Source organism: Streptomyces sp. NA04227, from assembly GCF_013364195.1.
GTDB lineage: Bacteria > Actinomycetota > Actinomycetes > Streptomycetales > Streptomycetaceae > Streptomyces.
In genome coordinates this window covers 5,208,736-5,232,980 of record NZ_CP054918.1, presented here as the reverse complement: position 1 = coordinate 5,232,980, position 24,245 = coordinate 5,208,736, and the positions used below count along the sequence as shown (strand labels likewise).

Annotated in this window: 14 protein-coding genes; all 14 read left to right on the top strand. The window is 70.7% G+C overall.

Features of this window, described 5'->3' with window-relative positions; all coding sequences use genetic code 11:
• Positions 1–17: 17 nt before the first annotated feature.
• The 14 genes from HUT18_RS33920 to HUT18_RS22360 all read left to right on the top strand — a co-directional run bounded on the left by HUT18_RS33920 (position 18) and on the right by HUT18_RS22360 (position 24,198).
• Complete coding sequence (locus tag HUT18_RS33920; protein WP_254878753.1) at positions 18–1,184, top strand: DUF4255 domain-containing protein; 1,167 nt, start codon at positions 18–20, stop codon at positions 1,182–1,184.
• 4 nt (positions 1,185–1,188) lie between these two features.
• Positions 1,189–3,375: an ATP-binding protein gene (locus HUT18_RS22420; protein WP_254878752.1), complete on the top strand. Its 2,187-nt coding sequence runs from the start codon at positions 1,189–1,191 to the stop codon at positions 3,373–3,375.
• On the top strand, positions 3,366–3,701 hold the full coding sequence (locus HUT18_RS22415; protein ID WP_176102359.1) for a hypothetical protein: 336 nt from the start codon (positions 3,366–3,368) through the stop codon (positions 3,699–3,701). The genes HUT18_RS22420 and HUT18_RS22415 overlap by 10 nt, the downstream gene beginning before the upstream one ends.
• Positions 3,698–10,681 carry a DUF4157 domain-containing protein gene (locus HUT18_RS22410; protein WP_176102358.1) on the top strand — a complete coding sequence of 2,328 codons (6,984 nt, stop codon included), beginning with the start codon at positions 3,698–3,700 and terminating at the stop codon, positions 10,679–10,681. Before HUT18_RS22415 ends, HUT18_RS22410 begins: the two co-directional genes overlap by 4 nt.
• Before the next feature lie 3 nt (positions 10,682–10,684).
• Positions 10,685–11,260: a hypothetical protein gene (locus HUT18_RS22405; protein ID WP_176102357.1), complete on the top strand. Its 576-nt coding sequence runs from the start codon at positions 10,685–10,687 to the stop codon at positions 11,258–11,260.
• Positions 11,261–11,322: 62 nt separating this feature from the next.
• Complete coding sequence (locus tag HUT18_RS22400) at positions 11,323–12,027, top strand: hypothetical protein (protein WP_176102356.1); 705 nt, start codon at positions 11,323–11,325, stop codon at positions 12,025–12,027.
• Between the two features lie 12 nt (positions 12,028–12,039).
• Positions 12,040–12,438, top strand: a complete 399-nt coding sequence (locus HUT18_RS22395) for a LysM peptidoglycan-binding domain-containing protein (protein WP_176102355.1) — start codon at positions 12,040–12,042, stop codon at positions 12,436–12,438.
• A complete protein-coding gene (locus HUT18_RS22390; RefSeq protein ID WP_176102354.1) occupies positions 12,431–13,570 on the top strand; it encodes a hypothetical protein in 1,140 nt (379 codons plus the stop codon). Before HUT18_RS22395 ends, HUT18_RS22390 begins: the two co-directional genes overlap by 8 nt.
• 56 nt (positions 13,571–13,626) lie before the next feature.
• A complete protein-coding gene (locus tag HUT18_RS22385; protein WP_176102353.1) occupies positions 13,627–14,154 on the top strand; it encodes a phage baseplate assembly protein V in 528 nt (175 codons plus the stop codon).
• 19 nt (positions 14,155–14,173) lie between these two features.
• Positions 14,174–14,536 carry a hypothetical protein gene (locus tag HUT18_RS22380; protein WP_176102352.1) on the top strand — a complete coding sequence of 121 codons (363 nt, stop codon included), beginning with the start codon at positions 14,174–14,176 and terminating at the stop codon, positions 14,534–14,536.
• A complete protein-coding gene (locus HUT18_RS22375; RefSeq protein WP_176102351.1) occupies positions 14,533–14,919 on the top strand; it encodes a GPW/gp25 family protein in 387 nt (128 codons plus the stop codon). Before HUT18_RS22380 ends, HUT18_RS22375 begins: the two co-directional genes overlap by 4 nt.
• Complete coding sequence (locus HUT18_RS22370) at positions 14,916–18,176, top strand: putative baseplate assembly protein (protein WP_176102350.1); 3,261 nt, start codon at positions 14,916–14,918, stop codon at positions 18,174–18,176. Before HUT18_RS22375 ends, HUT18_RS22370 begins: the two co-directional genes overlap by 4 nt.
• Positions 18,173–21,985: a putative baseplate assembly protein gene (locus tag HUT18_RS22365; RefSeq protein ID WP_176102349.1), complete on the top strand. Its 3,813-nt coding sequence runs from the start codon at positions 18,173–18,175 to the stop codon at positions 21,983–21,985. The genes HUT18_RS22370 and HUT18_RS22365 overlap by 4 nt, the downstream gene beginning before the upstream one ends.
• Complete coding sequence (locus tag HUT18_RS22360) at positions 21,982–24,198, top strand: hypothetical protein (RefSeq protein WP_176102348.1); 2,217 nt, start codon at positions 21,982–21,984, stop codon at positions 24,196–24,198. Before HUT18_RS22365 ends, HUT18_RS22360 begins: the two co-directional genes overlap by 4 nt.
• Positions 24,199–24,245: the final 47 nt, after the last annotated feature.

Below are 24,245 nucleotides of genomic sequence, written 5' to 3'. Positions count from 1 at the left end.
ACCGAGGGAGCAACCTCATGAGCAACGCACTCGCCATCGCACATGTCACCCAGGCCCTGGCCCTGCTGATCGAGAACAATCTGCGGCCCGAGATCGACATGGCCGTCTCGGTGGAGACCCGCAAACCCCCCGCCGAGCCGCCGACCGATCCGACCATCAACGTCTTCCTCTACCGCGTCACCCCCAACACCGCCCGGCGCAACGACGACCTGGCCACCCGCGCCTCCGACGGCACGCTCCTCAAGCGCCCGGCCGCCGCGCTCGACCTGCACTACGTGATCAGCGCGTACGGCGAGGAGACGGAACTGGTCGGCCAGCGCCTGATCGGCTCCGTCATCCGCACCCTGCACGAGATACCCGTACTCCCGCAGGACGTCATCGAGGCCGCCGCCGAACGCCCGTACCTGGAGGGCAGCGACCTCGCCGAGGCCGCGCAGCGGGTGCGCTTCACGCCCGAGGTCATGGACGTCGACGAGACCTCCAAGCTCTGGGGCATGCTCCACCAGACCCCGTACACCCTCTCCGTCACCTACACCGGCACCCTCGTCCTCATCGACGGCCGCGAGAAGCCGGTCCCGGCGAAGCCCGTGGAGACCAGGACGGTCAGGGTGCTGCCGTTCGGGGCGCCGGGGGCTCCGGTGCCGCCGGTCATCGGGGAGTATCCGTTGCCCGGGGAGGAGGAGGCGGGGGCGGAGGAAGGTCCGCAGGCTGGGGAGGGTCCGCAGGCTGGGGAGCAGGGTGCGGGCGCTGGTTCGGGTGCCGCCGCTCCGAGGGCGGAGGCGGCTGAGGCGGGCGCCAAGTCCGCGTCCAAGGCGACGGCGGCGGCGGCGACGAGGAAGTCGGCCGGGGCCAAGGCTGCGTCTTCCAAGTCGACGCCTTCCAAGGCGACGTCTTCCACCTCGGCTTCCTCGAAATCTGCTGCTTCCAAGTCCGCGGCCGCCAAGTCGACGAGCTCCAAGTCCGCTGCTTCCAGGGCGACTTCGCGTTCCGCCGTGAAGGCCGCGACGAAGACGGCGGCGGCCAAGCGCGCCCGGCAGGCGGCGGCACGCAAGTCCCAGGGGACGGGCCAGGGCGGCAAGACCGGGGACGAGGGCACGGACCGGGGCACCGGCCGGAGCCGGAGTGTCGGCCCGAGCGACAGCCCGAGCGACAGCCCGAGCGACAGCCAGAGCCGGGAGAGCTGAGTCGATGCGGCGAGAGGGGGCGGGTGAGGACATGGCGGCGCGGGGATTCGGCAACGGTACGGGGACCGGGCCCGGTGCGGGTTCCGGCACGGCGCCCGACGACACTCTCGCCCTCACCGCCGCGATACAGCAGGTCCTCGCGCTCGTCGACGGCCATGCGTCGCGGGCGGGGCGCGGGACGTCCGGCACCTCCGGCGCGTCCGGCACGTCAGCGGCGCACGTAGGACACGAGGAACAGCAGAAGCAGCAGGGAGAGCAGGGACACGAGCAAGATGTCTCGGCCACCCCGAAGAACAACCCGAAGCACCGGCAGAAGGCCTCAACTCCCGTCGCCCCGGCCGTCGTTCCCGACCCCGGGTCCTCGTCCTCCCCTCTCGCCTCCCTCCCGCCCCTCTCCACCCTCGCGACACTCACAGCCTGCTTCGGCCTCAGCGAGTTCGAGCAGCAGGTCGTACTCCTCACGGCGGCGGCGGAGTTGGACCCGACGACGGGTGCGCGGTGCGCGGCGGCGAGTGGTGATCCGGAGCGTGCGTATCCGACGTTCTCGCTCGCCCTGGCCGCTCTCGCCGAGCCGCACTGGAGCGCGCTGACACCGGTGGCTCCGCTACGCCGTTGGCGCCTGGTCGAGTTGGACGACGAGAGCCGTCTGACCGCCTCCCGCCTCCGCCTGGACGAGCGCATCCTGCACTTCCTGCTCGGCTCGCCGTACCTGGACGCCCGCCTGCACGGCATGCTGCGCCGCTGCCCCGTACCGGACCAACTCCCCGCCTCCTACGACCTGGCGGCGACCCGGGTGGCCTCGGGCTGGGCGGCGGGCTCGCGGCCGGACGCGCCGCTGATGGTGGAGTTGGTCGGCGGCGACCTGCGCACCCGGGCGGACATCGCGGCCGCGGCGGCGGCCCGTTCCGGGCTCGGCCTGTACTCGATGACGGCGGACGACGTACCCACCGACCCGGCGGACCGCGACCGTCTCGCCCGTCTCTGGCAGCGCGAGGCGGTACTGCTGCCGTCCGCCCTCCTCCTGGAGATCGGCGAACTCGACCGCGACCAGCGGGCGGCGACGGAGTCCTTCGCGTCGGGGGCGGGGGTGCCGCTGGTGGTGGCGGGCGACGACCCGCGCCAGACGGACCGCCCGCGCGGCGAGCGCGTGAGCGTCCCGCGTCTGGACGACGAGGAACAACTCGATCTGTGGGCAGGCGCGTTCAGCGGCATACCGGACCTGGACGAGCACCAACTCCGGGGCCTGGTCGCCCAGTTCCAGCTCGCCCCGCACGTGATCCGCTCGGCCGCCGCCTCCGTACGCCGCGATCTGCCGCAGGCCGAGGACCAAAGCCCCGCCCAACTCGCCTGGCACGCGGGCCTGACGGAGGCCCGGCTCGGCATGGACGACCTGGGGCGCCGTATCGAACCGAGCGCGGGCTGGGGCGACTTGGTGCTCGCCGACCGGCAGGTCCGCGTACTCCGGGAGATCACCGCACACGTACGGCAGCGGGCAACCGTCCACCAGGAGTGGGGATTTGCCGGGACGCTGCGCCGGGGCCTCGGTGTCACCGCGCTGTTCGCGGGCGGCTCGGGTACCGGAAAGACTCTGGCCGCAGAGGTCATGGCGAAGGAACTCGGCCTCGACCTCTTCATCATCGACCTCTCCCAGGTGGTCTCGAAGTACATCGGCGAGACCGAGAAGAACCTGCGCAAGGTCTTCGACGCGGCCGAACGGGGCGGCGCGCTGCTCCTGTTCGACGAGGCGGACGCCCTGTTCGGCAAGCGCAGCGAGGTCAAGGACAGCCACGACCGGTACGCCAACCTGGAGGTCAGCTACCTCCTGATGCGCATGGAGGCGTACCGGGGTCTGGCCATCCTGACCACCAACATGAAGAAGGCCCTCGACACCGCCTTCATGCGCCGGATCCGTTTCGTCGTCGACTTCCCCTTCCCGGCCGAGCCCGAACGCGCCGAGATCTGGCGCCGGGTGCTCCCGCCACAGGCCCCCGTGAAGGACATCGACACCGCGCTCCTTGCCCAACTCACCGTCGCGGGCGGCTCGATCCGCAATATCGCCCTCTCCGGCGCCTTCCTCGCCGCCGAGGAGGGCGACCGCCTCCAGATGCGGCACATGCTCGCCGCCGCCAAGACCGAGTACCTGAAGCTGGAACGCTCCCTGACGCCGTCGGAGGTCCGCGGATGGGTCTGACCGAGCACAGGAACCCCGCCCCTGCCACCACCGTCCCTGCCGACACCGTCCGTATCGACATCGGCGAACTGGTCCTCGACGGCTTCGGTCACGGGGTGGACGGCGACCGTGTATCGGCCGCTTTCCAGACCGAGTTGACCCGTCTCGTACGGGAGCGGGGGGTGCCGCTGGCCGCCACGGACCGTGCGCTGGACGCGCTGTCCGGGCTGCCGCCACTGCCCGCGAACCTGACCTCGCGACGGCTCGGGCAGGAGTTGGCGCGGGCGGTACACGAAGGACTCTCGGCGGAACCGGGTGGACGTGCGGGGCGAGGTGAAGCCCGATGACCACCGCCGCGCAGAACCAGTCCCAGGGAGCCGAGGCGGCAGCGGCCGAACGCCGCCGCAAGCGCAAGGAACGCGGCGCGAAGAACGGCGCGCTCGAACCGAAGAACATCGTCAGCGGCGCCGGACAGCCTCTGGACCCGGGCGTACGACGGGAGTTGGAGGAGCAGCTCGGCCACGACCTCAGCCGAGTGCGCCTGCACACCGACCGTGACGCCGGTCGACTCGCGGATCTGATGGGCGCGGACGCCCTCGCCGTCGGGCAGAACATCTTCTTCCGCGAGGGGACCTTCCAGCCGGGCACCCAGGAGGGCCAACGCCTCCTCGCCCACGAGCTGTTGCACACGATCCAGAACCCGCACGGCTCGGGCGCGCTCCAGGCCGGGCGTGAGCCGGGCGCCGTATCGCTGCCGCAGGAGGCCATTGAGCGGGAGGCGGAGACGGCCGCCCAGGAGTTGACGTCCGCTGAGTCGTCGGCCACGGCGGCGCCGGAGGTCGAGGCGGGCCAGGCGACTCCCGGCTGGCTGCGCTACACACACGTGGACGCCGACCGCAACCGCCTCGAACAGCTGGACCCGGCGACCTTGGTGGACCGGCTGGCCAACGCGGTGGTGCGCTCGCTGCACGGTGACCCGGAGGACCGGTCCAAGCGCGCCCGGCTGCAACTCGGCGCACTCTCCGAGGAGTTGCAGGACCAGGTGTACGAGCGGCTGGAGAACCGGCTGCTCAGCACCGAACTGGACCGGCTGATCGAACTGGTCGACGGGGCGGACGCCGAGGAGTTCTACGACGGCGACGGCCCCGAACAGAGCCCCCTGGGCGCGCCGTTCGTGGAGCCCGACGCGGCGGAGGAGATCCTCCGCGACCGGGAGAACGAGCAACGAGACGGGGAGAAGGAGCAAGCACGCGACGAGCGCCCGGCCGAGGCTCCCGCCCCGGAGGGCAAGGAACGCACGGAAGAGGCACCGGGGTCGGCGAAGCCTCGTCCGGTGGAGGGCCGGGAGCCGGCTCCCGTGCCCGGCCAGGACCAGCAGCGTCCGCCCGAGAGCGGGCGTGAGGAGACCGAGGAGCCGGGCGGCGGCAACCACGCGCCCAACCCCGGTCAGCAGGAGGGCGGCCAGGCTCCGGAGGGGCCCGGGACCGAGGGACCTGGGACCGAGGCCGGTTCCGGTGCCGGTTCAGGGGAGTCCGAGCAGGACGGCGGGGACTCCGCCTCCGCCGGGAAGGACCAGCAGGGCGGGGGGAAGGACGGCGCGGCAGCGGACGAGAAGTCCGGGGGCGCCGCCGAGGAGAAGAAGGACGCCGAGGGCAAGGACGGGGACAAGGGAGACGAGAAGGACGGGGGCGGCGGCAAGGAGGAGGACGCCGGCGGCGGGGAGCAGGAGGAGGCTCCGGCCGCGAGCGAGGAGGAGTCGGCGGCGAAGAACCGTCCCGGCGTCGCGGAGGCCCTGGTCGAGAGCCAGAAGCTCCCGGCCGAGGACAAGAAGGCCGCCGACGACAAGCCGACGGGCTCGCCGTCGTTCTCCGGAAAGCCGGACCTCGACGCCGCGAAGCGGAGTCTCCTCGACGGGCAGCGTTCCCAGGACCTCGACCCGGAGGAGAAGGAGCCGGGCCCCGCGCAGGGCGGCGACTCCGAGGTGGAGGTCGGCGGCGGGGAGAAGAGCGCCTGGGACACCAAGCTGCAGCCGGAGGACTTCGTCCCGGAGAAGGACCTCGACGTTTCCGGCGTGCCGACCGCCGACAAGCTCGACCCGGCCGCCGGGGGCGCCGAGCCCGCCATGCCCTCGTTCCCCGCTCCCCCGCCGACCAAGGCGGAGAAGGTCCAGGCCGAGCGGGACGCGGAAGACGCCGAGGAGGAGGCCGAGCCCGAAGCGGAGGAGGAGTCGCAGGGGCCCGCGCTCCCCGACGCCTCGCTGGAGACCGAGGGCAGCCCCGAGGCCGGACTCGGCCTGAACGCCGTCGACAGAGCCTCCGGCCCCAAGCCCGGCTCCGGTCTCGCCGGTGCCCCGCCGAAGACCGGCGAGGACGAGAAGGCCGAACCCGCCGCGGCACGCGCCGCCGAGCAGGAGGCCAAGGGCAAGAAGGAGGCCGAGGCCGCGAGCGAGGAGGCGGCCAAGGAGGGCAAGGGCGCCGGGAAGGACAAGGAGGGCGCCAAGGGCGAAGGAGAGTCGCAGAAGGCGGGCGGCTCCAAGTCGGCCGAGGGCAAAGCGAGTTCGGCGGAGGAGAAGAAGGACGGGGAGGGCGCCAAGGACTCGGGAACGGACGCGGGAAAGAAGGAGGAGACCGCTCCCGAGGAGAAGAACGGCGCCACCGACGACGACAAGTCACCCTCCGCAGGACGGGACAGCCAGGTCACGGGAGGCTCCAACGCCGATGTCCCGGGCCAGTCCTCCGGCTCCGGCAACAGCGACGGGTCGGGGTCGGGCAGTTCCTCCTCGGACGGTTCCTCGGGCGCCTCCTCCGGTTCGTCCGGATCCACGTCCGGAGGGTCCACGCAGACGGAGAAGAGCTCGTCCAAGCCGGACTCCGCGGCCTCCGGGAGCCCCAAGTCGGCCCCGGAGCCCGGGAAGAAGACCGCAGGACGCGTCTCGAACGCCAACTCCTCGGCGCCGAAGGCCGAGGCACCGGCACCCAAGGCGGCCAAGTCCGCTCCGAAACCCGGCGGGAAGCCTGCCGGGAAGGGTGCGGCCCCGAAGCGTGGCGGCGGGGGCGGCGCCAAGGGTGCGCCCGCGAAGGCGAAGAAGGACTCCGCCGCCGCACCCAACCTCTCGCAGGTCGCCCCCGAGGCGGGCCTCAGCCAGGCCGCCAAGCTGAAGCCGCACCGCGCCATGGAGGCCATGGGCGGCATCTCCGCCTCCGTGGACCGCACGGTTGGCGACGAGCACAAGCAACTGTCGGCGGCCCCACCCTCGATGACGCGCCCCGCCGGCTCCCCGCAGACCCTGCAGGGCGCGCCGCGGACCGACGCACCCGCCCAGTACAACCAGGACGCGGTACAGAAGTCCGAGGCGCCGAAGGCCGAGGAGGCGAAGGTCGAGGGCGCCAAGCTGCCCGACAAGGACTTCGACCCGGGCAAGAACAGTGACGGCAAGGACCTCGACGCCGTCGAAACCGAGGACCCGTCCATCGCCCAGGCAGAGGCCGGCACCGCGCCCGGCGTGGAGATGCAGGACGCGGCCGACGAGACCGCCAAGGCGCAGAACGAGGCGGTCGACGCCAAGACCCGGGAGACCCTCGCCACCGGTCGCCAGGACGCCGCCCGCGGCATGGGCGAGGACCAGATCTTCCCGGACGTCCCGAAGACGGTGATGGAGTCCAAGGTCCCGGGTCCGCGGGGCGGCAAGGGCGGGGGCGCCAAGACGTCCGTGAACACCGGGGCCGTCCCGGTGGAGGCCGCCTCGGAGGTGGCCGAGCACGAGAAGGGGCCCGAGCTCCAACAGGCGTTCGCCCAGGGCCAGAAGGACATGGGCGGCGCCAAGGAGAAGAAGGACGGCGAGTTCCGGGACACCCAGAGCAAGCACAAGCAGCAGGTCGACAAGGAGATCGCCACCAACTCCGACCAGCAGTCCGGTGAACGCCAGAAGGCGATGGCCGACGTCACCGGTCAGCGCGAGCAGTGGCGGGCCGAACAGGACGCCGAGGTGAAGAAGCTCGGCGACAAGAAGTCCGAGAAGCACAAGAAGGCCCGGCAGGAGGTGAAGGACAAGGAGGCCGAGACCGACGAGAAGACGGCGAAAGAAAAGGATGTGAGCGACCGGAAGATCCGGGACGAGAAGAAGAGGGCCAGGGAGGAGGCCAAGAAGAAGCAGCAAGAGGAGAAAAAGAAGAAGGACGACGCCCCCCTGTGGAAGAAGGCCTTCGACTTCATCGTCGACCTCTTCAACGACCTCGTCGACGCCATCACCAAACTGGTCGAGAAGGCCTTCACCGCGGTGACCGGCTTCATCAATGACTTCGCCAAAGCGGTCGGCGGGTGGATCAACGACGCCCGTAAGTGGATCGCCGACAAGGTCACGAAGTTCGTCGACGCCGTGGTCGACTTCGTGAAGAGCGCCGTACAGGCCGTCGTGGACCTCGCGAAGAAGATCGGCGAGGCCATCGTCAGCGTCGTCAAGGCCGCCATCGACTTCGTCCAGAAGCTCGCCACCGCGCTGATGGAGGCCGTTGGGGACCTCCTCGACGCACTCGGCAAGGCCCTCTCCGCGGCCCTCGACTTCCTGGGCAAGGCGCTCAGCGCCGTGGTCGACGCGGTCGTCTCCGGCATCAAGGCCATCGTCGACTTCGCGAAGAATCTGCTCCTCGCGCTCGGCGAGTGGATGCTGATCGCCGCCGACTTCCTCTCCGACCCGGGCGGCTGGCTCAGCGGCGCCAAGAACTCCGCCGAGGACGGCGCCAAGAACCACCTCTTCAACGAGGTGTCCAGCGCGGTCAAGCAGTGGTTCAAGGAGAAGATCCAGGAGATCCTCGGCGTCCCGAAGGCCATCATCGACAAGCTGGTCAAGGGCGGCATGTCGCTGGACGACATGGTCAAGGAGGCATGGGAGGCCGTAGTCCCCCAACTCCCCCTGATCATCGGCGAACTGGTGATGACCAAGGTCGTCGCCAAGCTGATCCCCGGCGCGGGCTGGGCCATCGCCGTCATCGACGCCATCCGCACGGCCTGGGGCGCTTTGAGCGCCATCCTCTCCTCACTCCAAGCCGTCCTCGCCTGGCTCAAGGCGGTACGCCAAGGCGGCGCGGGCCTGCTCTTCGCCAAGGCGGTCGCGGCCGGTGTGGTGGCCCTCCTCGAAGTCCTCTACCAGGCCTTGCTCAGCGGCATCGGCAAGTACGTGTCCAAGGTCGGCAACCGCCTCAAGGGCGTGGCGGACAACATGGGCAAGGACAAGGGCAAGGACGACAAGCCGGGCGGCGACAAGGGTGCGCAGGGGGACGACCCGAAGGACAAGGACAAAGAGAAGGACAAGGACCAGCCGGGGCCCGGCAAGGACAAGGACAAGGACGAGAAGGGCCAGGGCGACAAGGACAAGGGCTCTGGCGGTAAGGGCGACAAGGGGCAGCAGGGGACTCCGGGCAAGGGTAAGGACGGCTCTAAGAACAACACTGGGCCGGGCGGCAAGGACGCCAAGGGGTCCGGCGGTAAGGACAAGGGCGCCGATTCCAAGGGCAAGGACGACGACAAGAAGGACACGAGTCCCACGCCCACGCCGAAACCCAAGCCGAAACCTGACCCGCCCGCGAAGCCGAAGCCTGATACGGAAACCAAGCCGAAGCCGGACAAGGACAGCGGCAAGGACAGCTCTAAGGAGGACAACGACAAGAAGAACGACAAGGACTCGTCCACCGATCCGAAGAAGGACAAGACGGACGAGTCCAAGGACGGCAAGGGCGACGGCAAGAAGGACAGCGACAAGGACAAGGACGGCAAGGACAACAAGCCCAAGGGCAAGAAGAAGGACAAGCACAAGAAGGACAAAGACAGCAAGGGGAAGAAGGACAAGCACGGAAAGGACGGGAAGTCCAAGGAGGACCGGAAGAAGGAGAAGCAGGAAGAGAAGGACAAACGCAAGAAGGAGGAGGAGTCCAAGGAGTCCAAGGATGAGCGACTGCGGAAGATCGTGGCACGCATTCGCCCACGGATCGAGGCGATGCTAAGGAAGGGCATCAAGCACCCCCTCTTTAAGGCGGCTCTCACCGGCATGCGGGCCCTGTACCGGCTGTCCGCGCTCGAAGCCGAGGGTGGCGAGAGTTTTGGGATCATCGCCCGCCTGAACCCGACAGCCGAAGTCGCAAAGGGCCTGAAGATGGACACGGTGGAGCTCGTGGACGCCATCGACGCCATGGTCGCCCACATCTTGCGTTCGGGTGCGATCACGAGCCAGGCCGCCCGGGTACGACCGCCCCCTGGGCAGCCGTCCGGAGCGCAGCCGGGACTCAAGGCCGACCCGAACACCGGCACGGCGGCCATCGCCAGGAGCCTTTTCGACAATCCGCTGCAGAAGAATCAGAAGGAATCGCTGGACCTCATGGCCGGTGATTCCGAAGTCGACGCACATTTGGCTGTCGAGCGCACAAATGACTTCGCGGGCGCCTATCTCACCAAGGCCGGGCACAAGCGGGGCCCGACGTACGGACAGGAGGCACGAAGCCTGCGAGCAGGGGGACGTGACGGACAGACCATGGGCGGGCTGATCCTGGATGCTGCAGGGGGCAATCGCGCGGGGTGGCAAGGCGGCACGAAGTTCGACAATGAGAGCCTCAACCGGGCGGCACTCGCCGCCACGCTGCTCGGCGTGATCGAGCCCCTCCGCACACCGTTCGTTATGGTTCCCAACCTGGCAACCGTGGACGTGTCACACCGGGGCGGTCTACACATCGCCGACACCATCGGCACGACTCCGCTGTCCGGCGGCCCGGTCCGCCCAGGATCGAAGCGGACGAAGGGCGACTACGGCGACGACACCACCGGAGCCCAGGAGGCCGGGCGGCAGACGGAATGGCTGCTCGCTTCGCTGCGCGCCATGGGTGCCCCGACCTACTTCGACACCTCACAAGGCCTCTCCACCTCCACCTCCATCGGCACTGGCTATCTTTCGAGAACCCCGACCGCGCCAAACGACCAGATGGGTCAACTTCAGGCCCTCAGTAAACAGTTCGACATCTCAGGAAAGATCATCCAGCAGGCACACGGTCTTGAGGTGAACCCCAACCTAAATCGCAACAACCCCAGACTCTGGGAAAGCGTCGGAGAGAGCATGTCCACGGGAAGCTCCGCACAGATGACTCCCTCACCGGCGGCCGAGGTGGTTCTGCAGCGCACCGCGGACAACATGAAGTTGTGGGCCGACACAATGAAGCTCGACTATTCGAAGGACCAGGCCTCCAAAGCGAAGGGCGACTTCCTGGTCAAGATCTACAAAGAATTTACGAACATACTCAACATCCCCGCAGACCCGTCGTTCGAAGCACGCCTCAGGAGCCGCTGAACCATGGCCGTAGACAAGTACCTGGAGCACAGGATGGTCCTGCGCGAGCTGCCCGGCCTTGAGAAGGTCGCCAATATCGCGCAGCGCGGCGGGTGGCAGGTCGTCGAGACCAACGAAGGCCGCGCAGATGCCGATTACAAGACCGTCATCACCTGGGGTGTGAATCACGACCTCTGGGTCACCTACATCGAGGACACCATCACGCACGTTTCCTGTGCGGTGGTGTTCGGGACCGGCCAAGAAGCCGTGGACGACTACGCGAAGCGGGTCAGCTTCTTCCTGGAACCCTTCTCCCGTGAGCAACTCCTTGCCCCCGGTACAAGCACAGAGGCTCGCACTGAAAAGGCAAGGCGGATTGTCCGACTTACCCTGGCTGCCTCCGCCGAATTCGACGAGGAGATCTTCGCAGTGATTAGCGAAGCCTCCCGTGACCAGGATCCACAGATCAGAAACATTGCCGCTTGGTCCACTGTCTATCTGACCTGGCCTCAGGCGGAAGAAATGCTGCGCTGGATGGCCGAGAACGAGCCAAACGAGGACGTGCGAAACGGCGTTCGGGGATTGCTGGCACAGCAATAGGACCGTACATGGCATCACATGGCCCGGCCCGCCCCCTCGACGACTGGAAGTGAGCTCCGCACATGACCCGCTACCCCAACATCCCCAAACCCATCCGCTCCGGCATAGTCCTAATAGACCCCGAACGCGGCACCCCCCAACGCATCATCGTCCTCCAATTCAACCCGGACACCCTAGAACGCAGCCTCACCCCCCAATCCGCAGGCGGCAGCGGCGACTCCGGCGGAGGCGGTGCCGGGAACGGCGACCGTAACGAAGCCCTGCGTCTGAAAGGCCCCGCCCAGGAGACCTGGAAGTTCACCGCCGAGATCGACGCCACCGACCAGCTCGAAATCGCGGCCCCGGACGGCATCCACCCCCAACTCGCCGTCCTCGAAATGCTGGTGCACCCCACGGTCGCCCAACTGCGCGAGGCCACCCGCAATGCTCAGAAGGGTGCCATCGAGATCAGCCCGATCGAGATGCCGTTGACCCTCTTCACCTGGGGCAGCAAGCGGGTCATGCCGGTCCGGATCACCGAACTCAGCATCAACGAGTCGGCGTTCGACGTGAACCTGAACCCCATCCGGGCCACCCTCAGCATCGGCCTGAAGGTGCTCACCGTGAGCGACCTCCCGGCGGGCCACCGAGGCGCCGAGCTGTACCTCGCCCACCTCGCGCAGAAGGAGCGGCTGGCGGGCGCCGCGCGCGCCGGAAGTCTGGGTGCCCTCGGCCTGAACCCCGGCCACATCGGCGCCGGAGCAGCAGCTGGACCAGGAAGGCGCTGAGGAGGAGACACCATGGCCACCATCGAGCCGTACGAGAACGCGCTGGACGCGATACCGGGCGCCCACCCCTACCCCCGCTCCAGCCGCTACCACGATGCCGAGATCGGGGTGCACCGGCAGGCGGACGGCAGTGAAGTCCGGTACACCAAGCGGCGGTTACTGCCCCCGCTCGACGCCACGCCGGACGAGGACACGACGCCCCACACGGTCAACGCCGGAGAGCGTCCCGACCTGCTCGCGCAGCGCTACTTCGGTGACCCCGGCCAGTGGTGGCAGATCGCCGACGCCAACCCGGTTCTCGACCCGCAGGAGCTGACCGACGAACCGGGCCAGGTGATCGACATCCCCCTGCCCGGTGGCTTCCCCGGCGCGATGAACCCCGGTGGCGGGAGCGGATTCCGGCATGGCTGACGAACCGGTGGGCCAGGGCCCCATCCACGCCGCCCTCTACCTGGGCCCCAAGCTCGCACGCCCGGCGCCGCCCGAGCTGATGGAGGCTCTGCTCTCCGCCCAGATCACCAGCACCGCCGGCGAACGCAGTGGTTTTCAGCTCGCCTTCGACCTCACCAAGGGCGGCGCGATCATCAAACGCCTGCTGCCCGAGGGCTACTTCGACCCGAAGACGCGGGTCGTCCTCACCGTGAGCGTCAAGGGCACGCCCGCCGTTCTGCTCGACGGTCTCATCGTCCGGCAGGAGGTCGGGGCCAGTAACCAGCCGGGCCAGACCACCCTTACCATCACCGGCGAGGACGTCACCCTGCTCATGGACCTGGAGGAGCGCACCGACCGCTACCCCAACCTGCGGCCCTGGCAGCGAGTTGAGCGGATTCTGTCCAAGTACGCGGACTACGGCATCCAGCCGATGATCGTGCAGGAGCAGATCGAGCAGCCGCCGCGCGAACGGCTGCGGGTCGGGTACCAGACCGGGACGGATCTGGAGTACGTCAACGACCTCGCGCGCGCGAACGGTTACACCTTCTACCTCGAACCGGGGCCGACCCCCAACCGCTCCACCGCGTACTGGGGCCCCGAGAAGCGCGTCGGGCTGCGCCAGCACGCGCTGAACGTGAACATGGACGCCAACTCGACCGTCGACCAGCTCACCTTCGCCTACGACGGGACGGCGCGCGAGGAGCCGATGGCGCGCGTACAGGATCCGGGGACCAGGGTCTCAACTCTGCTGCCTCAGCCGGACATTGAGCCGTTGCGTCCTCCGTTGGGCCGCCGTGCAACTCCGGCTCTCAAGCGCAAGACTCTGCCGGGTACGGCGAAGAAGGAGACCGAGCAGGCGAGTGCCGAGCTGCTCGCCCGTGCGGCGACCTCGGCGGACGCGATCTCCGGTTCGGGCTCCCTCGACGTCAACCGGCACGGATACCTGCTCAGGCCGCGGGAGTTGGTGGGCGTCCGCGGGGCGGGCGTCACCTACGACGGCGACTACTACGTCAAGAGCGTCACGCACAACCTGCGCGTGGGCTCGTACCAGCAGAACTTCACCCTGACCCGCGAGGGCCTGATCGCGATGAGCGACCGCGTAAGGCCGTAGGCCCCCGACTCCCCCCTACGAGCAGCAACGGCCCACAACCCAGGAGCAGTTGACGCATGGCGGCACCCAATAACCGTTTCCTCGGCAAGTTCCGCGGCCGGGTGGTGGACAACAACGATCCGCTGCGGATCGGGCGGCTGACCGTCTCGGTCCCGGATGTGCTCGGTGACGAGGCGTCCACCTGGGCGCTGCCCTGCCTGCCGTTCACCGGGCCGCAGTCGGGGCAGTTCGTGGTGCCCGCGGTCGGTGCGGGTGTGTGGGTGGAGTTCGAGCAGGGGGATCCGAGCTTCCCGGTGTGGACGGGCGCCTGGTACGGCTCCGCGGACGAACTGCCCCTGGACGCGCAGAAAGAGCTGCAGGCCGGGGCGACCAAGCCCGTCGTGATCCAGACCCCGGGCAAGCACAAGATCGTCATGTCGGACACGCCGGGCGGCGGCATCCACCTGGAGGCGGCGACCGGCGCCTGGCTGGACATCGACGAGAAGGGCGTGACGATCGGGAACGGCGCGGGCGCCGTGATCACGCTGATCGGCAATCAGGTGAACATCAACGAGGGCCGGTTGATCGTGCCCAAGAAGCGTTAGGACAGGGGGAGTTCAGGCTGTGTCCCGGACCAACGGCAGGGGCGCCGCCGGCCATCTGGTCGGCGCCGGTGCCGTGATCAGCTGCCCGCACGGAGGGCGCGCGAGCGCCGTCTCCGTGCCGGGGTCCGATGCCGTACTGCTCGACGGCGTGCCCGTCTCGACCGCCGGGCCCGCCCATACGGTCGTCGGCTGCCCCCACACCGTGCGCGGGGTCCCGTCCCCGTGCACCAGCGTCCACTGGACGCCGGACGAGGACGTGGTGCGGATCGACGGGGTGCCGGTGCTGCTCGACACGAGTGCCGCGCAGTGCTTCACCGCAGGACTTGTGCCGCAGGGCCCGCCCGTGGTGGCGCCCGACCGACGAGGGGTGGAAGTGGGATGAGGGCCCGCGCTCAGATACGTACCGACATCGCGTTCCCGTACCGGATCGACCGGCGCGGGCGCAGTGCGCATGCCGCTCACGAGGAGCATGTGCGCGATCTGGTGGAGCAGTTGCTGTTCACCTCGCCGGGCGAGCGCGTGATGCGCCCCGACTTCGGCTGCGGGCTGCTCGATCTGGTCTTCACGCCGAACAGTCCGGAGCTGGCCTCGGCGCTCGAACTGTCCGTGCAGGCCGCTCTGCAGCGCTGGCTGGGCGAGTTGATCGAGGTGGAGGCGCTGGACGTGGTCAGCGAGGACAACACGGTGCGGGTCTTTCTGCGGTACGTGGTCCGTGCCACCGGCACCAGCAGGGACGAGGTCTTCGAGGGGAGGGCCGCCGTATGAGCAGCGAGACGCGTACGAACACCGCCGAGGGTCCGGCCGTCCCGGGCGGCGAGTTGGTCTGCCGGGACGACACACGACGGCGCGGGCGGGTCAGGGCCGCCGAGCTGAACGGCATCGACACGGTCGAGGTGAGCGACGACGGGCTGACGCTGACCGTCACCTTCCTGGGGAAGGCGCCGCACGGGCTGTGCCCGGCGAACATACGGATCGACGGCGGCCGCCGGATCACCGGCATCGAGGCGGTGGAGGTCGCCGTCGAGCGCGAAGAGGACCCGGAGCTGGACGACCGGCTCTACGTCACGCTCGACAAGGCCGGGGATTCCTCCCGTTACCGCCTCTCCGTCGTGGAGGAGGATCCGTACGGGCGGCCCGGCAGCACTCCTTATCCCGGCTTCGAACAGCGTTATTTCACCGCCGAGTTCGTGTTCCGGCCCGACTGTCCCTCGCCCTTCGACTGCGTGGACGACAGCGGCAGCCCTCAGGACCAGTTCCCCGCCACGCCCGTTGTCGACTACACGGCACGTGATTACGAGACCATTCGCCGTCTGCTCCTGGATCGTCTCACGCTGACGACCCCGGACTGGGTCGAGCGCAATCCCGCCGATCTCGGTACGACACTCGTGGAGTTGCTGGCGTACACCGGTGACCGGATCAGCTACCAGCAGGACGCGGTGGCGACCGAGGCGTATCTGGACACCGCGCGCCGCAGGGTCTCCGTACGGCGTCATGTCCGGCTGATCGACTACGCGATGCACGACGGCTGCAACGCCCGCGCCTTCGTGAGTGTGGAGACGGCGGGCGAGTGCATGCTGCTGCCGGGCACCTACCGGTTCGCGGCGGTGGACGTACGCACCCTGGACCCGCACGACCGGCCGCAGCCGGGCACCGTGATCGAGGACCGGGACCTGGCCGTGCTCGACGAGTACGGGAACGTGGAGGTCTTTGAACCGGTCGCGGCCGGGGAGCCGTTGGTGCTGCGGGAGGTGCACAACGCGATCCGGCTGTGGACCTGGGGCGGCGAGGTGTGCGCGCTGCCGAAGGGCGCGACCTCGGCGACGCTGCGCGACGAGTGGGCCGACGAGGCCTGCGAGGGGCGGCAGTTGAGCCTGCGGGCAGGTGACCTCCTCGTCCTGGAGGAGGTCAAGGGGCCGCGCAGTGGGACACCGGGGGACGCGGACCCCGCGCACCGGCAGGCCGTACGGCTGACCTCGGTCACCCCGGCCGTGGACTCCGTGGAGAACCAGCCGGTCCTGGAGGTCACGTGGGCCGCCGAGGACGCCCTCGCGTTCCCCCTCTGCCTGGCGACGCTGGGCGGCACCGACTGCTCGCCGGTCGCGGACGTGAGTGTGGCGCGCGGCAATGTCGCCCTGGTGGACCACGGGCGTTCGCTGACCTTCGGCCCGGAGGATCTGCCCGAGTGGGTGACCGTGCCGCCGGATCCGGCGGTGGTGGCCAGTTGTGGCCCGCCGGACTTCGGCTGCCCCGACCGCGAGGAGGGCAATGCGCCCGCTCGGCTGATCAACTCCCTTACGGAGAAGGCCGACAGCGGCCGTCTGCTGACACCCGAGGACATCCGCGAGCTGTTCACAGAGGTCGGCGAGGCCCAGTCGGTGCGGGCCGGGCTCGGTCTCGAACTGGCCGGGCAGCGGCAGGAGAGGGTCGTACCCGGGACGGCGTACGCGCAGGCCGGGGCGCTGCGCACGCTGCTCGCGCAGTCCGTCTACCCGGGGATCGTGCCCCGGTTCCGGCCGGTGCTCCAGCGCTCCCCCGTCACCCAGGCGGTGCCGTTCCCGCTGCCGGAGCGGGTCGCGGCGGGGCAGGCGGAGCGCCTCGCGGCGATACCCGGCCGGGCCGAGGGGCGGCTGGTGGAGCTGTGGCGCAGTGCCCGCGACCGGGACGGTCTCGACGAGGCGGAGATCGCCGAGCTGACCGTGCTGTTCGGGATCAAGGTGATCGAACGCTACGAGCTGCGCCGTCATCCGGTCCGCGCGCTGCGTGAACTCCTGCACCGCAGCGACGAGTTGCTGGCCGCCAAGCGGCGCAGGATCGAGGTGCTCACGGCGCGGGCGCGGGCCGGGACGGTGCTCGACGGGCATCTGCCGTGGGAGATCGCGCACAGCTGGGGACCGGCGTACGCGGTGGGTCTGCATCCGCAGGAGACGGAGCTGCGCGGGCCCGCGAGTGCGGCGCTCGCGCAGGATCCGCGGGCGGCGCTGCCCGCGGTAAGTGTGAGGGAGGACGACCCCGGGGCCTGCGACGAGGACGGGGCGGGCGCCGAGTGGCTGCCGCGTCGCGATCTTCTGGACAGCGGGCGCCGGGACCGGCACTTCGTCGGCGAGCTGGAGGACGACGGGCGGATCGCGCTGCGCTTCGGCGACGGGCACCACGGCGCCCGGCCCACTCCGGGCACCCGGCTCGCCCTGCACTACCGGCTCGGCGGCGGCACCGCGGGCAATGTGGGCGCCGAGGCCATCAACCATCTGGTCCTGCTGCGGGACCCGGAGGTCACCGAGGCACCGCCCGTCGCGGGGGTGCGCAATCCGCTGGCCGCGACCGGCGGCACGGCGCCCGAACCAGTGGACCAGGTAAGGCAGTTGGCGCCGCTGGACCTCAGGCGCAGCAAGGTGCGCGCCATCACCGCCGCCGACTACGCCGAGCTGGCCTCGGCGCTGCCCGGTGTGCAGCGTGCGGCGGCGGACATCCGCTGGACGGGCAGTGTGCAGGAGGTCCACATCGCGGTGGATCCGCTCGCGCCCGCCACCGCGCGCTTCGGCGGCGGCGAGCCCGCGCCCGCGCTGCTCGACGCGGTCGGCCAGGCCCTTCAGGCGTACCGCAGGATCGGCCACGACCTGGTCTTGGGACCGGCCCGACTGGTGCCGCTCGACATCGCGCTCCGCGTCTGCGCCGCGCCGGGCCACCAGCACGGGCAGATCCTCGCCGAGCTGCACCGGGTACTCGGCAGCGGACGGCTGCCGGGCGGACGGCTCGGCTTCTTCCACCCGGACGCGCTGAGCTTCGGCGAGCCGGTGCGGCTGAGCCGTCTGGTCGCCGTGGCGGCGGCGGTGCCGGGTGTGGTGAGCGTCCGGGTGACGCGGCTGCGAAGGCTGTTCCACGAGGACCGAGGAGAGAGGGAGGACGGCGTGCTGCGGCTCGGCCCGCTGGAGATCGCCACCTGCGACAGCGATCCGGACCGGCCCGAGAACGGCCGTCTGGAGATCACGCTTACCGGTACCGGCACCCCGGGAGGTGTCCGATGAACGCCACCGACGGCAGCTGCGGTTGCGGCTGCGGCGGCCACGACGAGAGGCTGGCGCCCGCTCCGGTGCACAATCCCCCGGGGCGCACCGCCCTGGACTACCGGGTCGGCGAGTACGGCGACTTCCTCGCCGCGCTGCGCGACCGCCTCGCCTCGCCCGCCCATCCGGCGCTGCGGAACCTGACCGTACGCACCCCCGACGACCCGGCGCTCGGGCTGCTCGACGCCACCGCCGTCCTCGGTGACCTGCTCACCTTCCACTCGGAGCGGATCGCCGACGAGGGCTATCTGCGGACGGCCAACGACCACCGTTCGCTGGTGCTGCTCGGCCGTCTGGTCGGGCACCGCCCGCGGCCCGGCGTGGCGGCGGGCACCTACCTCGCGTACACCCTCGACCGCGACCCGCGGGCCGAGGACCTGCCGGTGGTGATCCCGCGCGGGGCGCGCAGCCACAGCGTTCCGGCCTCCTCCGAGGAGGACACCCAGACCTTCGAGACCAGCGAGGACCTGACCGCCCGCTGGGACTGGAACGAGCTCCAAGTGCGCCGCCACCGGCCGATGTTGCTCACCCCGCGGCTGGCCCAGAAGCGCTCCGAGATCTTCGTGGAGGGCATCGACAACGCGCTGAGCACAGGCGACCAGCTGCTGTTCGTCTTCGGCGAGCAGGCGGGCGCCACACGTGGGGTGCTGCCCCTTGCCCGGGTACGGATCGACCGCGAGGAGGACGTCACCGCGCTCGCCGTGGAGGGCCAGCCGCTGCCGGAGCTCTCCGAGCTGATCACCGAGGCGGGCCGCTGGATCGCCAAGCCGGAACAGCCCGGCGCCCCCGGCGAGGAGCCGCCCACCGAGGGTGTGCCCAACCCGCGTCCGGTGAGCCGGATCATCGAGGACTTCGACGAGCACGTACTGAAGTCGCTGCGCGCGGATCTGCCGACCGTCCGTACGCCGGAGTCCTTCCAGGCCCGGCTCGTCGACCCGTTGGCGCGGCTCGGCGAGGCGCAGGTCCTCGCCCGGGCCTACGAGGACGTGGCGGCGTGGTTCGAGGAGCTGGAGGCCGTGCTGGCCGAACTCGGCGACCGGGCGGGGCTGTTGGCCCCGTCCCGGCCTGAGCCGCCGGAGGGAGGCGGTGAGCCGGACGAGCCCGCGCCGGTGCCCGCCGATCCGAAGCTGCGGACGCGGCCGGTGTCGGCGGCGGACCGCAACGCCACCGCGCTGCGCGCGCTCGCCGAGGTGCTGCCCGCGCTGCGCGGCAGCGACGCCCCGGCCCGGCATCCGGCCGCGTCCGCCCGGCCGGGCTCCGACCTGGCCGCGCGGCTGCTCTCGGTGCTCGACCCGCGCCTGGCGGGCGGGCTCCACCCGGCCTGGCGGCGGGCGGCCGTGCCGGGCCCGCCCGAGGCGCTGCGCGAACTGCAGGTGATGCGGGTACGGGCCGCGCCGTTCGGGGCGACCGCGCCGCTCAAGCCGGTGCAGGACGACCGGGGCCGGGTGATCCGCAACGCCGACTGGCCGACGACGGGCGCCACGCTGACCACCATGCGGGTGGTGTACGACCCGGCCGGGAAGATTCCGCGGAAGGCACAGTTCCAGTGGGCCGAGGGCAATGAATCGGAGCAGCACTCGGCCAATCTGCCGGAACAGGGCAGCTTCGAACTCGGGCCCGGCAACGTCGAGTTCAGCACCCGCACCGCCCAGGACCGCGATCTGCACTGGCTCAGCCGCCGCCCCACCGACTCGCAGGAGCCCGGTGTCACCGCGCGGCTGAGCGGCGGGCTGCCGCAGCGCACCCTGTTCATCTCGCGGCCGGACGACGAGGGCCGGGTACAGGTGGCCGTGCACAACGGCGACCCGTGGGAGGACCGGCTGGAACCCAATTCCCAACGGCACTTCCCGCACGGGGACTTCGACATCACCGTGCGGTACACGGTGGGCACCGAACCCGCCAACGTCGAGATCAGCATCGCCACCAAGGCCGCACCGTCCGATCTGCGGGTGCTGCCGCTCGACTCCGTCCACGAGGGCATTCAGCCCGGCAGTTGGGTGGCCATCAAGCGGCCGCGCAAGGGCAAGCCGGGCCCCGACGGCATCCCGGGCGACCCCAAACTGGCGAACGTGACCACGAAGGTGGTCGCGGCGCGCACCGCCACGTACGCGAACTACGGGATCACCGGGCGCGGCACCGAACTCCTGCTCGCCGAGCCCTGGTTGGACGAGCAGGACGTCCTGCTCTCGCACATCCGGGACACCGTGGTGTACGCGGACGGCGACCCGCTGCGGCTCGCGGACGAGCCGCTCGGCGAGGACGTGCACGGCAACGAGATCGAACTGGCCGAGCTGTACGAGGGGTTGCGGCCGGGGCGCACGCTCGTGGTCTCCGGCGAGCGCAGCGACGTGCCGGGCACCTCGGGGGTGCGGGCCACCGAGATCGTGGTGATCGAGGACGTCGCGCAGGGCGCCGACCCGAATCTGCCCGGCGACCATGTGCACACCACACTCACCCTGACCGCCGACCTGGCCCACCGCTACCGCCGCGAGACGGTGAAGATCCTCGGCAACGTGGTCGCCGCCACCCACGGCGAGAGCCGGGACGAGGCCATCGGCAGCGGCGACGCGGGCCGGGTCAACCAGACCTTCGCGCTGTGGCAGTCCCCGCTGACCTGGCTCCCGGCGGGGAATCCCCTCGGGGCGGTACCCACCCTGGAGGTCCGGGTCGACGGGCTGCTGTGGCACGAGGTCGACAGCCTGGCCGGGCGCGGGCCGCGCGAGCGGGTGTACATCACCGGGTCCACCGGTGACGGGCGCACCACGGTCACCTTCGGCGACGGTGTGCACGGCGCGCGGCTGCCCACCGGGCAGGAGAACGTCCGCGCCCGCTACCGCTTCGGCACCGGCCGCGCCGCCAACGTCAAGGCGGGGCGCATCACCCAGGCCATCACCCGTCCGCTCGGCGTCACCTCGGTCACCAATCCGCGCCCGGCGACCGGCGGCGCGGACGCGGACGGCCCCGCGCTGACCCGGCGCACCGTCCCGCTGGCCGTGTCCGCCCTGGACCGCCTCGTCTCCACCCGGGACTACGAGGACTTCGCCCGCTCCCGGGCCGGGATCGGCCGGGCCCTGGCGAGTGAACTCTTCGACGGGCGACGGCGGTTGCTGCACGTGACCGTCGCAGGCACCGACGACGTCCCGCTCGACGGCGACGGCAGGGTGCTGCCCGCGCTGCGCTCCGCGCTCGCCGAGTACGGCGACCCGCGCCTGCAAGTGCGCGTCGACGTACGGGAGTTGGTCGTGCTGCTGCTCGCCGCGAAGGTGAAGGTGGCGCCGGACCACAGCTGGGAGGTGGTCGAACCCAGGTTGCGGCAGGCGCTGTTGGCCCGGCTCGGCTACCAGGGCCGGGGGCTGGGACAGCCCGCGCGGCTGTCCGAGGTACTCGCCGCCGCGCACACCGTGCCCGGTGTCGACTACGTCGACGTGGACGCCTTCACCGGCATCCCCGCCTCGGTGACCGCCGCCGAACTCGCCGCGCTGCTCGACTCCTTGGGCGAGCCGCGCGAGGTGGTACCCGCCCGGGGCGCCGAGTTCGCCGAGCGCCGGTACACGGTGACCGACCCGGACGGCGAGACGCTGTCCTCGGTGGCCGCGGCCCACGGGCTTCCGCTGGCCGAACTCCTGCGTCTGAACCCCGACATCACCGACACCCGCCGCCTGGCGCCCGGGCGTTCGCTGTTCGTCTTCCGCGGCATCCGGCCCGCGCAGCTCGCCCTGCTCACGCCGAGGATCGCCGACACGCTGATTCTTTCGGAGGTCACCCGATGACGGCCAGGCCGGACGCGCTCTTCGAGCTGCTGCCCCAGTGGCACCGGCTCCGGGACGCCGAGGAGGGCGAGCCGCTGCGCGCGCTGCTCGCCGTGCTGAACGAACAGCTCGACCGGGTCCGCGAGGGCGTGGACCAGGGCTACGACGACTGGTTCGTGGAGACGGCGGCGCCCTGGGTGCTGCCGTATCTCGGCGACCTCGTGGGCTACGAGCCGCTGCCCGGATACGAGAGGGTGCTCGCCGCCGGGCTCGGCGGTGACGGGCGGCCCAGCGAGTCGCGGGCCCGGCTCGCCGAGGCGCTGGCACCGCGCCGCGACGTGGCCGCGACGGTGGCGAGCCGCCGCCGCAAGGGCACCCTCGCCCTCCTGGAGGAGCTCTCCGAGAGGGTCGCCGACTGGCCCGCACGGGCCGTGGAGCTGTCCCGGCTGGTCTCCCACGCACAACCGGTGAAGCTGTACGGCACCGGCTCGCTCGCCGCCGATACCCTACGGCTCTCCCGGGGCCGCACCGCCGACCTGCGCGACAGCGCCCAACTCGACCTGGCGGGGGGCCCTCCCCCAGCCTCCGGCCGGGGGTACCCCCATCTCACTCCGTTCGGCACTCTCGCCCGGTCGGTGGACGTACGGCGCGCGGACTCCCGGCACCGGCCCGGCGGGCTGACCCCGGCCGGGGTGGGCCTGTTCGTATGGCGCCTGAAGCCGTACTCCCTGCGCACCTCGCCCGCGTACTGCATCGACCGGGCCCGCAACCTCTACACCTTCTCGATCCTCGGCAACGACAGCCCGCTGGTGACCAAGCCGGTGCCGGAGCCCTCGGCCACGCACATCGCGACCCTCGACAATGTGCCCGCGTACATCACTCGCAGGCAGCTCGCCGACCGGCTCACCGACTACTACGGGCCCGGCAAGAGCTTCGTCATCCGGCGTGACGGCGAGGACCGGCCCGTACCGCCGTCCGACATCGTGGTGGCCGACCTGTCCGAGTGGCGCTACCGGGCAAGGCGCGGCCAGGTCGCGGTCGACCCCGAGCTGGGGCGGATCGCCTTCGGCTCGCGCAGCGCGCCCCGGCAGGGCGTGTGGGTGGACTACCACTACGCCTTCGCCGCGGACATGGGCGGCGGCGAGTACCCGCGCGAACGCACCGGTCGCACCGACCCCACCGCCGCGGCCGTGTACCGGGTCGGGCCGCGCCAGCCGTACCAGCGGATCATGGACGCCTACCGGGACTGGCAGCGCGACCGCAGGTCCGGCGGTACCGGTCCGGACGGCATCATCGAGATCACGCACAGCGGCGCCTACCAGGAACAGCTCGACTTCGACCTGGACCCGGGCGACCGTCTGGAGGTGCGCGCCGCCGAGGGCACCCGGCCGGTGATCCGGCTGCTCGACTGGTACAGCAACCGGCCCGACGCCCTCAACGTCCGTGGCGTACAAGCCGATTGCGATCCGCGCGAGCAGCCGCGCCTGGTGCTCGACGGACTGCTCGTCACCGGACGCGGCATCAATGTGACCGGCCCGGTCGCCGCCGTGGTGATCCGGCACTGCACCCTGGTGCCCGGCTGGTCCCTGGAGCCGGAGTGCGACCCGCACCAGCCGGAGGAACCCAGCATCGTCCTGGACCGCACCAGCGCCTGCCTCCAGGTGGAGCACAGCATCCTCGGCACCATCGAGGTCATCGGCGACGAGGTCTCCACCGAGCCGCTGCACATCCATCTGCGCGACAGCGTCCTGGACGCCACCAGCCCCCACCGGGAGGCCCTTTCGGCCCCGGACTGCGCGCACGCGCACGCCGTCCTGCACATCCGGCGCACCACCGTGATCGGCGAAGTGCACACGCACGCCGTGCAGTTGGCCGAGGACTCGCTGTTCATGGGCCGTCTGCACGTGGCCCGCCGCCAGATCGGCTGCCTGCGCTACAGCTACGTCACCCCGGGCTCGCGCACCCCGCGCCGCCATCGCTGCCAGCCCGACCTGATCGGCCCCGAACAGGCGGACACCGTACGGCCGTTGTTCGCCTCCGAGCGCTACGGAACACCCTCGTACGGACGGCTCTCCGACTCCTGCGCCGAGGAGATCCGGCGCGGGGCCCAGGACGGCGCGGAGATGGGCGCCTTCCACGACCTGTATCTGCCACAGCGCGAGGACAGCCTGCGGGCCCGGCTCGCCCAGTACACCCCGGCGGGCACCGACGCCGGAATCCTCTTCGTCACATGAACCGGCACATGAGCCGCCACCCGCACCTGAGCACGAGCACCGCCACC

What these genes read in the sequence shown, in the direction of transcription:
- HUT18_RS22375 (WP_176102351.1), top strand. Translation starts at nt 14,533, where the DNA reads ATGAGGGCCCGCGCTCAGATACGTACCGACATCGCGTTCCCGTACCGG.
- HUT18_RS22365 (WP_176102349.1), top strand. Translation starts at nt 18,173, where the DNA reads ATGAACGCCACCGACGGCAGCTGCGGTTGCGGCTGCGGCGGCCACGAC.
- HUT18_RS33920 (WP_254878753.1), top strand. Translation starts at nt 18, where the DNA reads ATGAGCAACGCACTCGCCATCGCACATGTCACCCAGGCCCTGGCCCTG.
- HUT18_RS22370 (WP_176102350.1), top strand. Translation starts at nt 14,916, where the DNA reads ATGAGCAGCGAGACGCGTACGAACACCGCCGAGGGTCCGGCCGTCCCG.
- HUT18_RS22415 (WP_176102359.1), top strand. Translation starts at nt 3,366, where the DNA reads ATGGGTCTGACCGAGCACAGGAACCCCGCCCCTGCCACCACCGTCCCT.
- HUT18_RS22390 (WP_176102354.1), top strand. Translation starts at nt 12,431, where the DNA reads ATGGCTGACGAACCGGTGGGCCAGGGCCCCATCCACGCCGCCCTCTAC.
- HUT18_RS22395 (WP_176102355.1), top strand. Translation starts at nt 12,040, where the DNA reads ATGGCCACCATCGAGCCGTACGAGAACGCGCTGGACGCGATACCGGGC.
- HUT18_RS22420 (WP_254878752.1), top strand. Translation starts at nt 1,189, where the DNA reads ATGCGGCGAGAGGGGGCGGGTGAGGACATGGCGGCGCGGGGATTCGGC.
- HUT18_RS22405 (WP_176102357.1), top strand. Translation starts at nt 10,685, where the DNA reads ATGGCCGTAGACAAGTACCTGGAGCACAGGATGGTCCTGCGCGAGCTG.
- HUT18_RS22400 (WP_176102356.1), top strand. Translation starts at nt 11,323, where the DNA reads ATGACCCGCTACCCCAACATCCCCAAACCCATCCGCTCCGGCATAGTC.
- HUT18_RS22410 (WP_176102358.1), top strand. Translation starts at nt 3,698, where the DNA reads ATGACCACCGCCGCGCAGAACCAGTCCCAGGGAGCCGAGGCGGCAGCG.
- HUT18_RS22385 (WP_176102353.1), top strand. Translation starts at nt 13,627, where the DNA reads ATGGCGGCACCCAATAACCGTTTCCTCGGCAAGTTCCGCGGCCGGGTG.
- HUT18_RS22360 (WP_176102348.1), top strand. Translation starts at nt 21,982, where the DNA reads ATGACGGCCAGGCCGGACGCGCTCTTCGAGCTGCTGCCCCAGTGGCAC.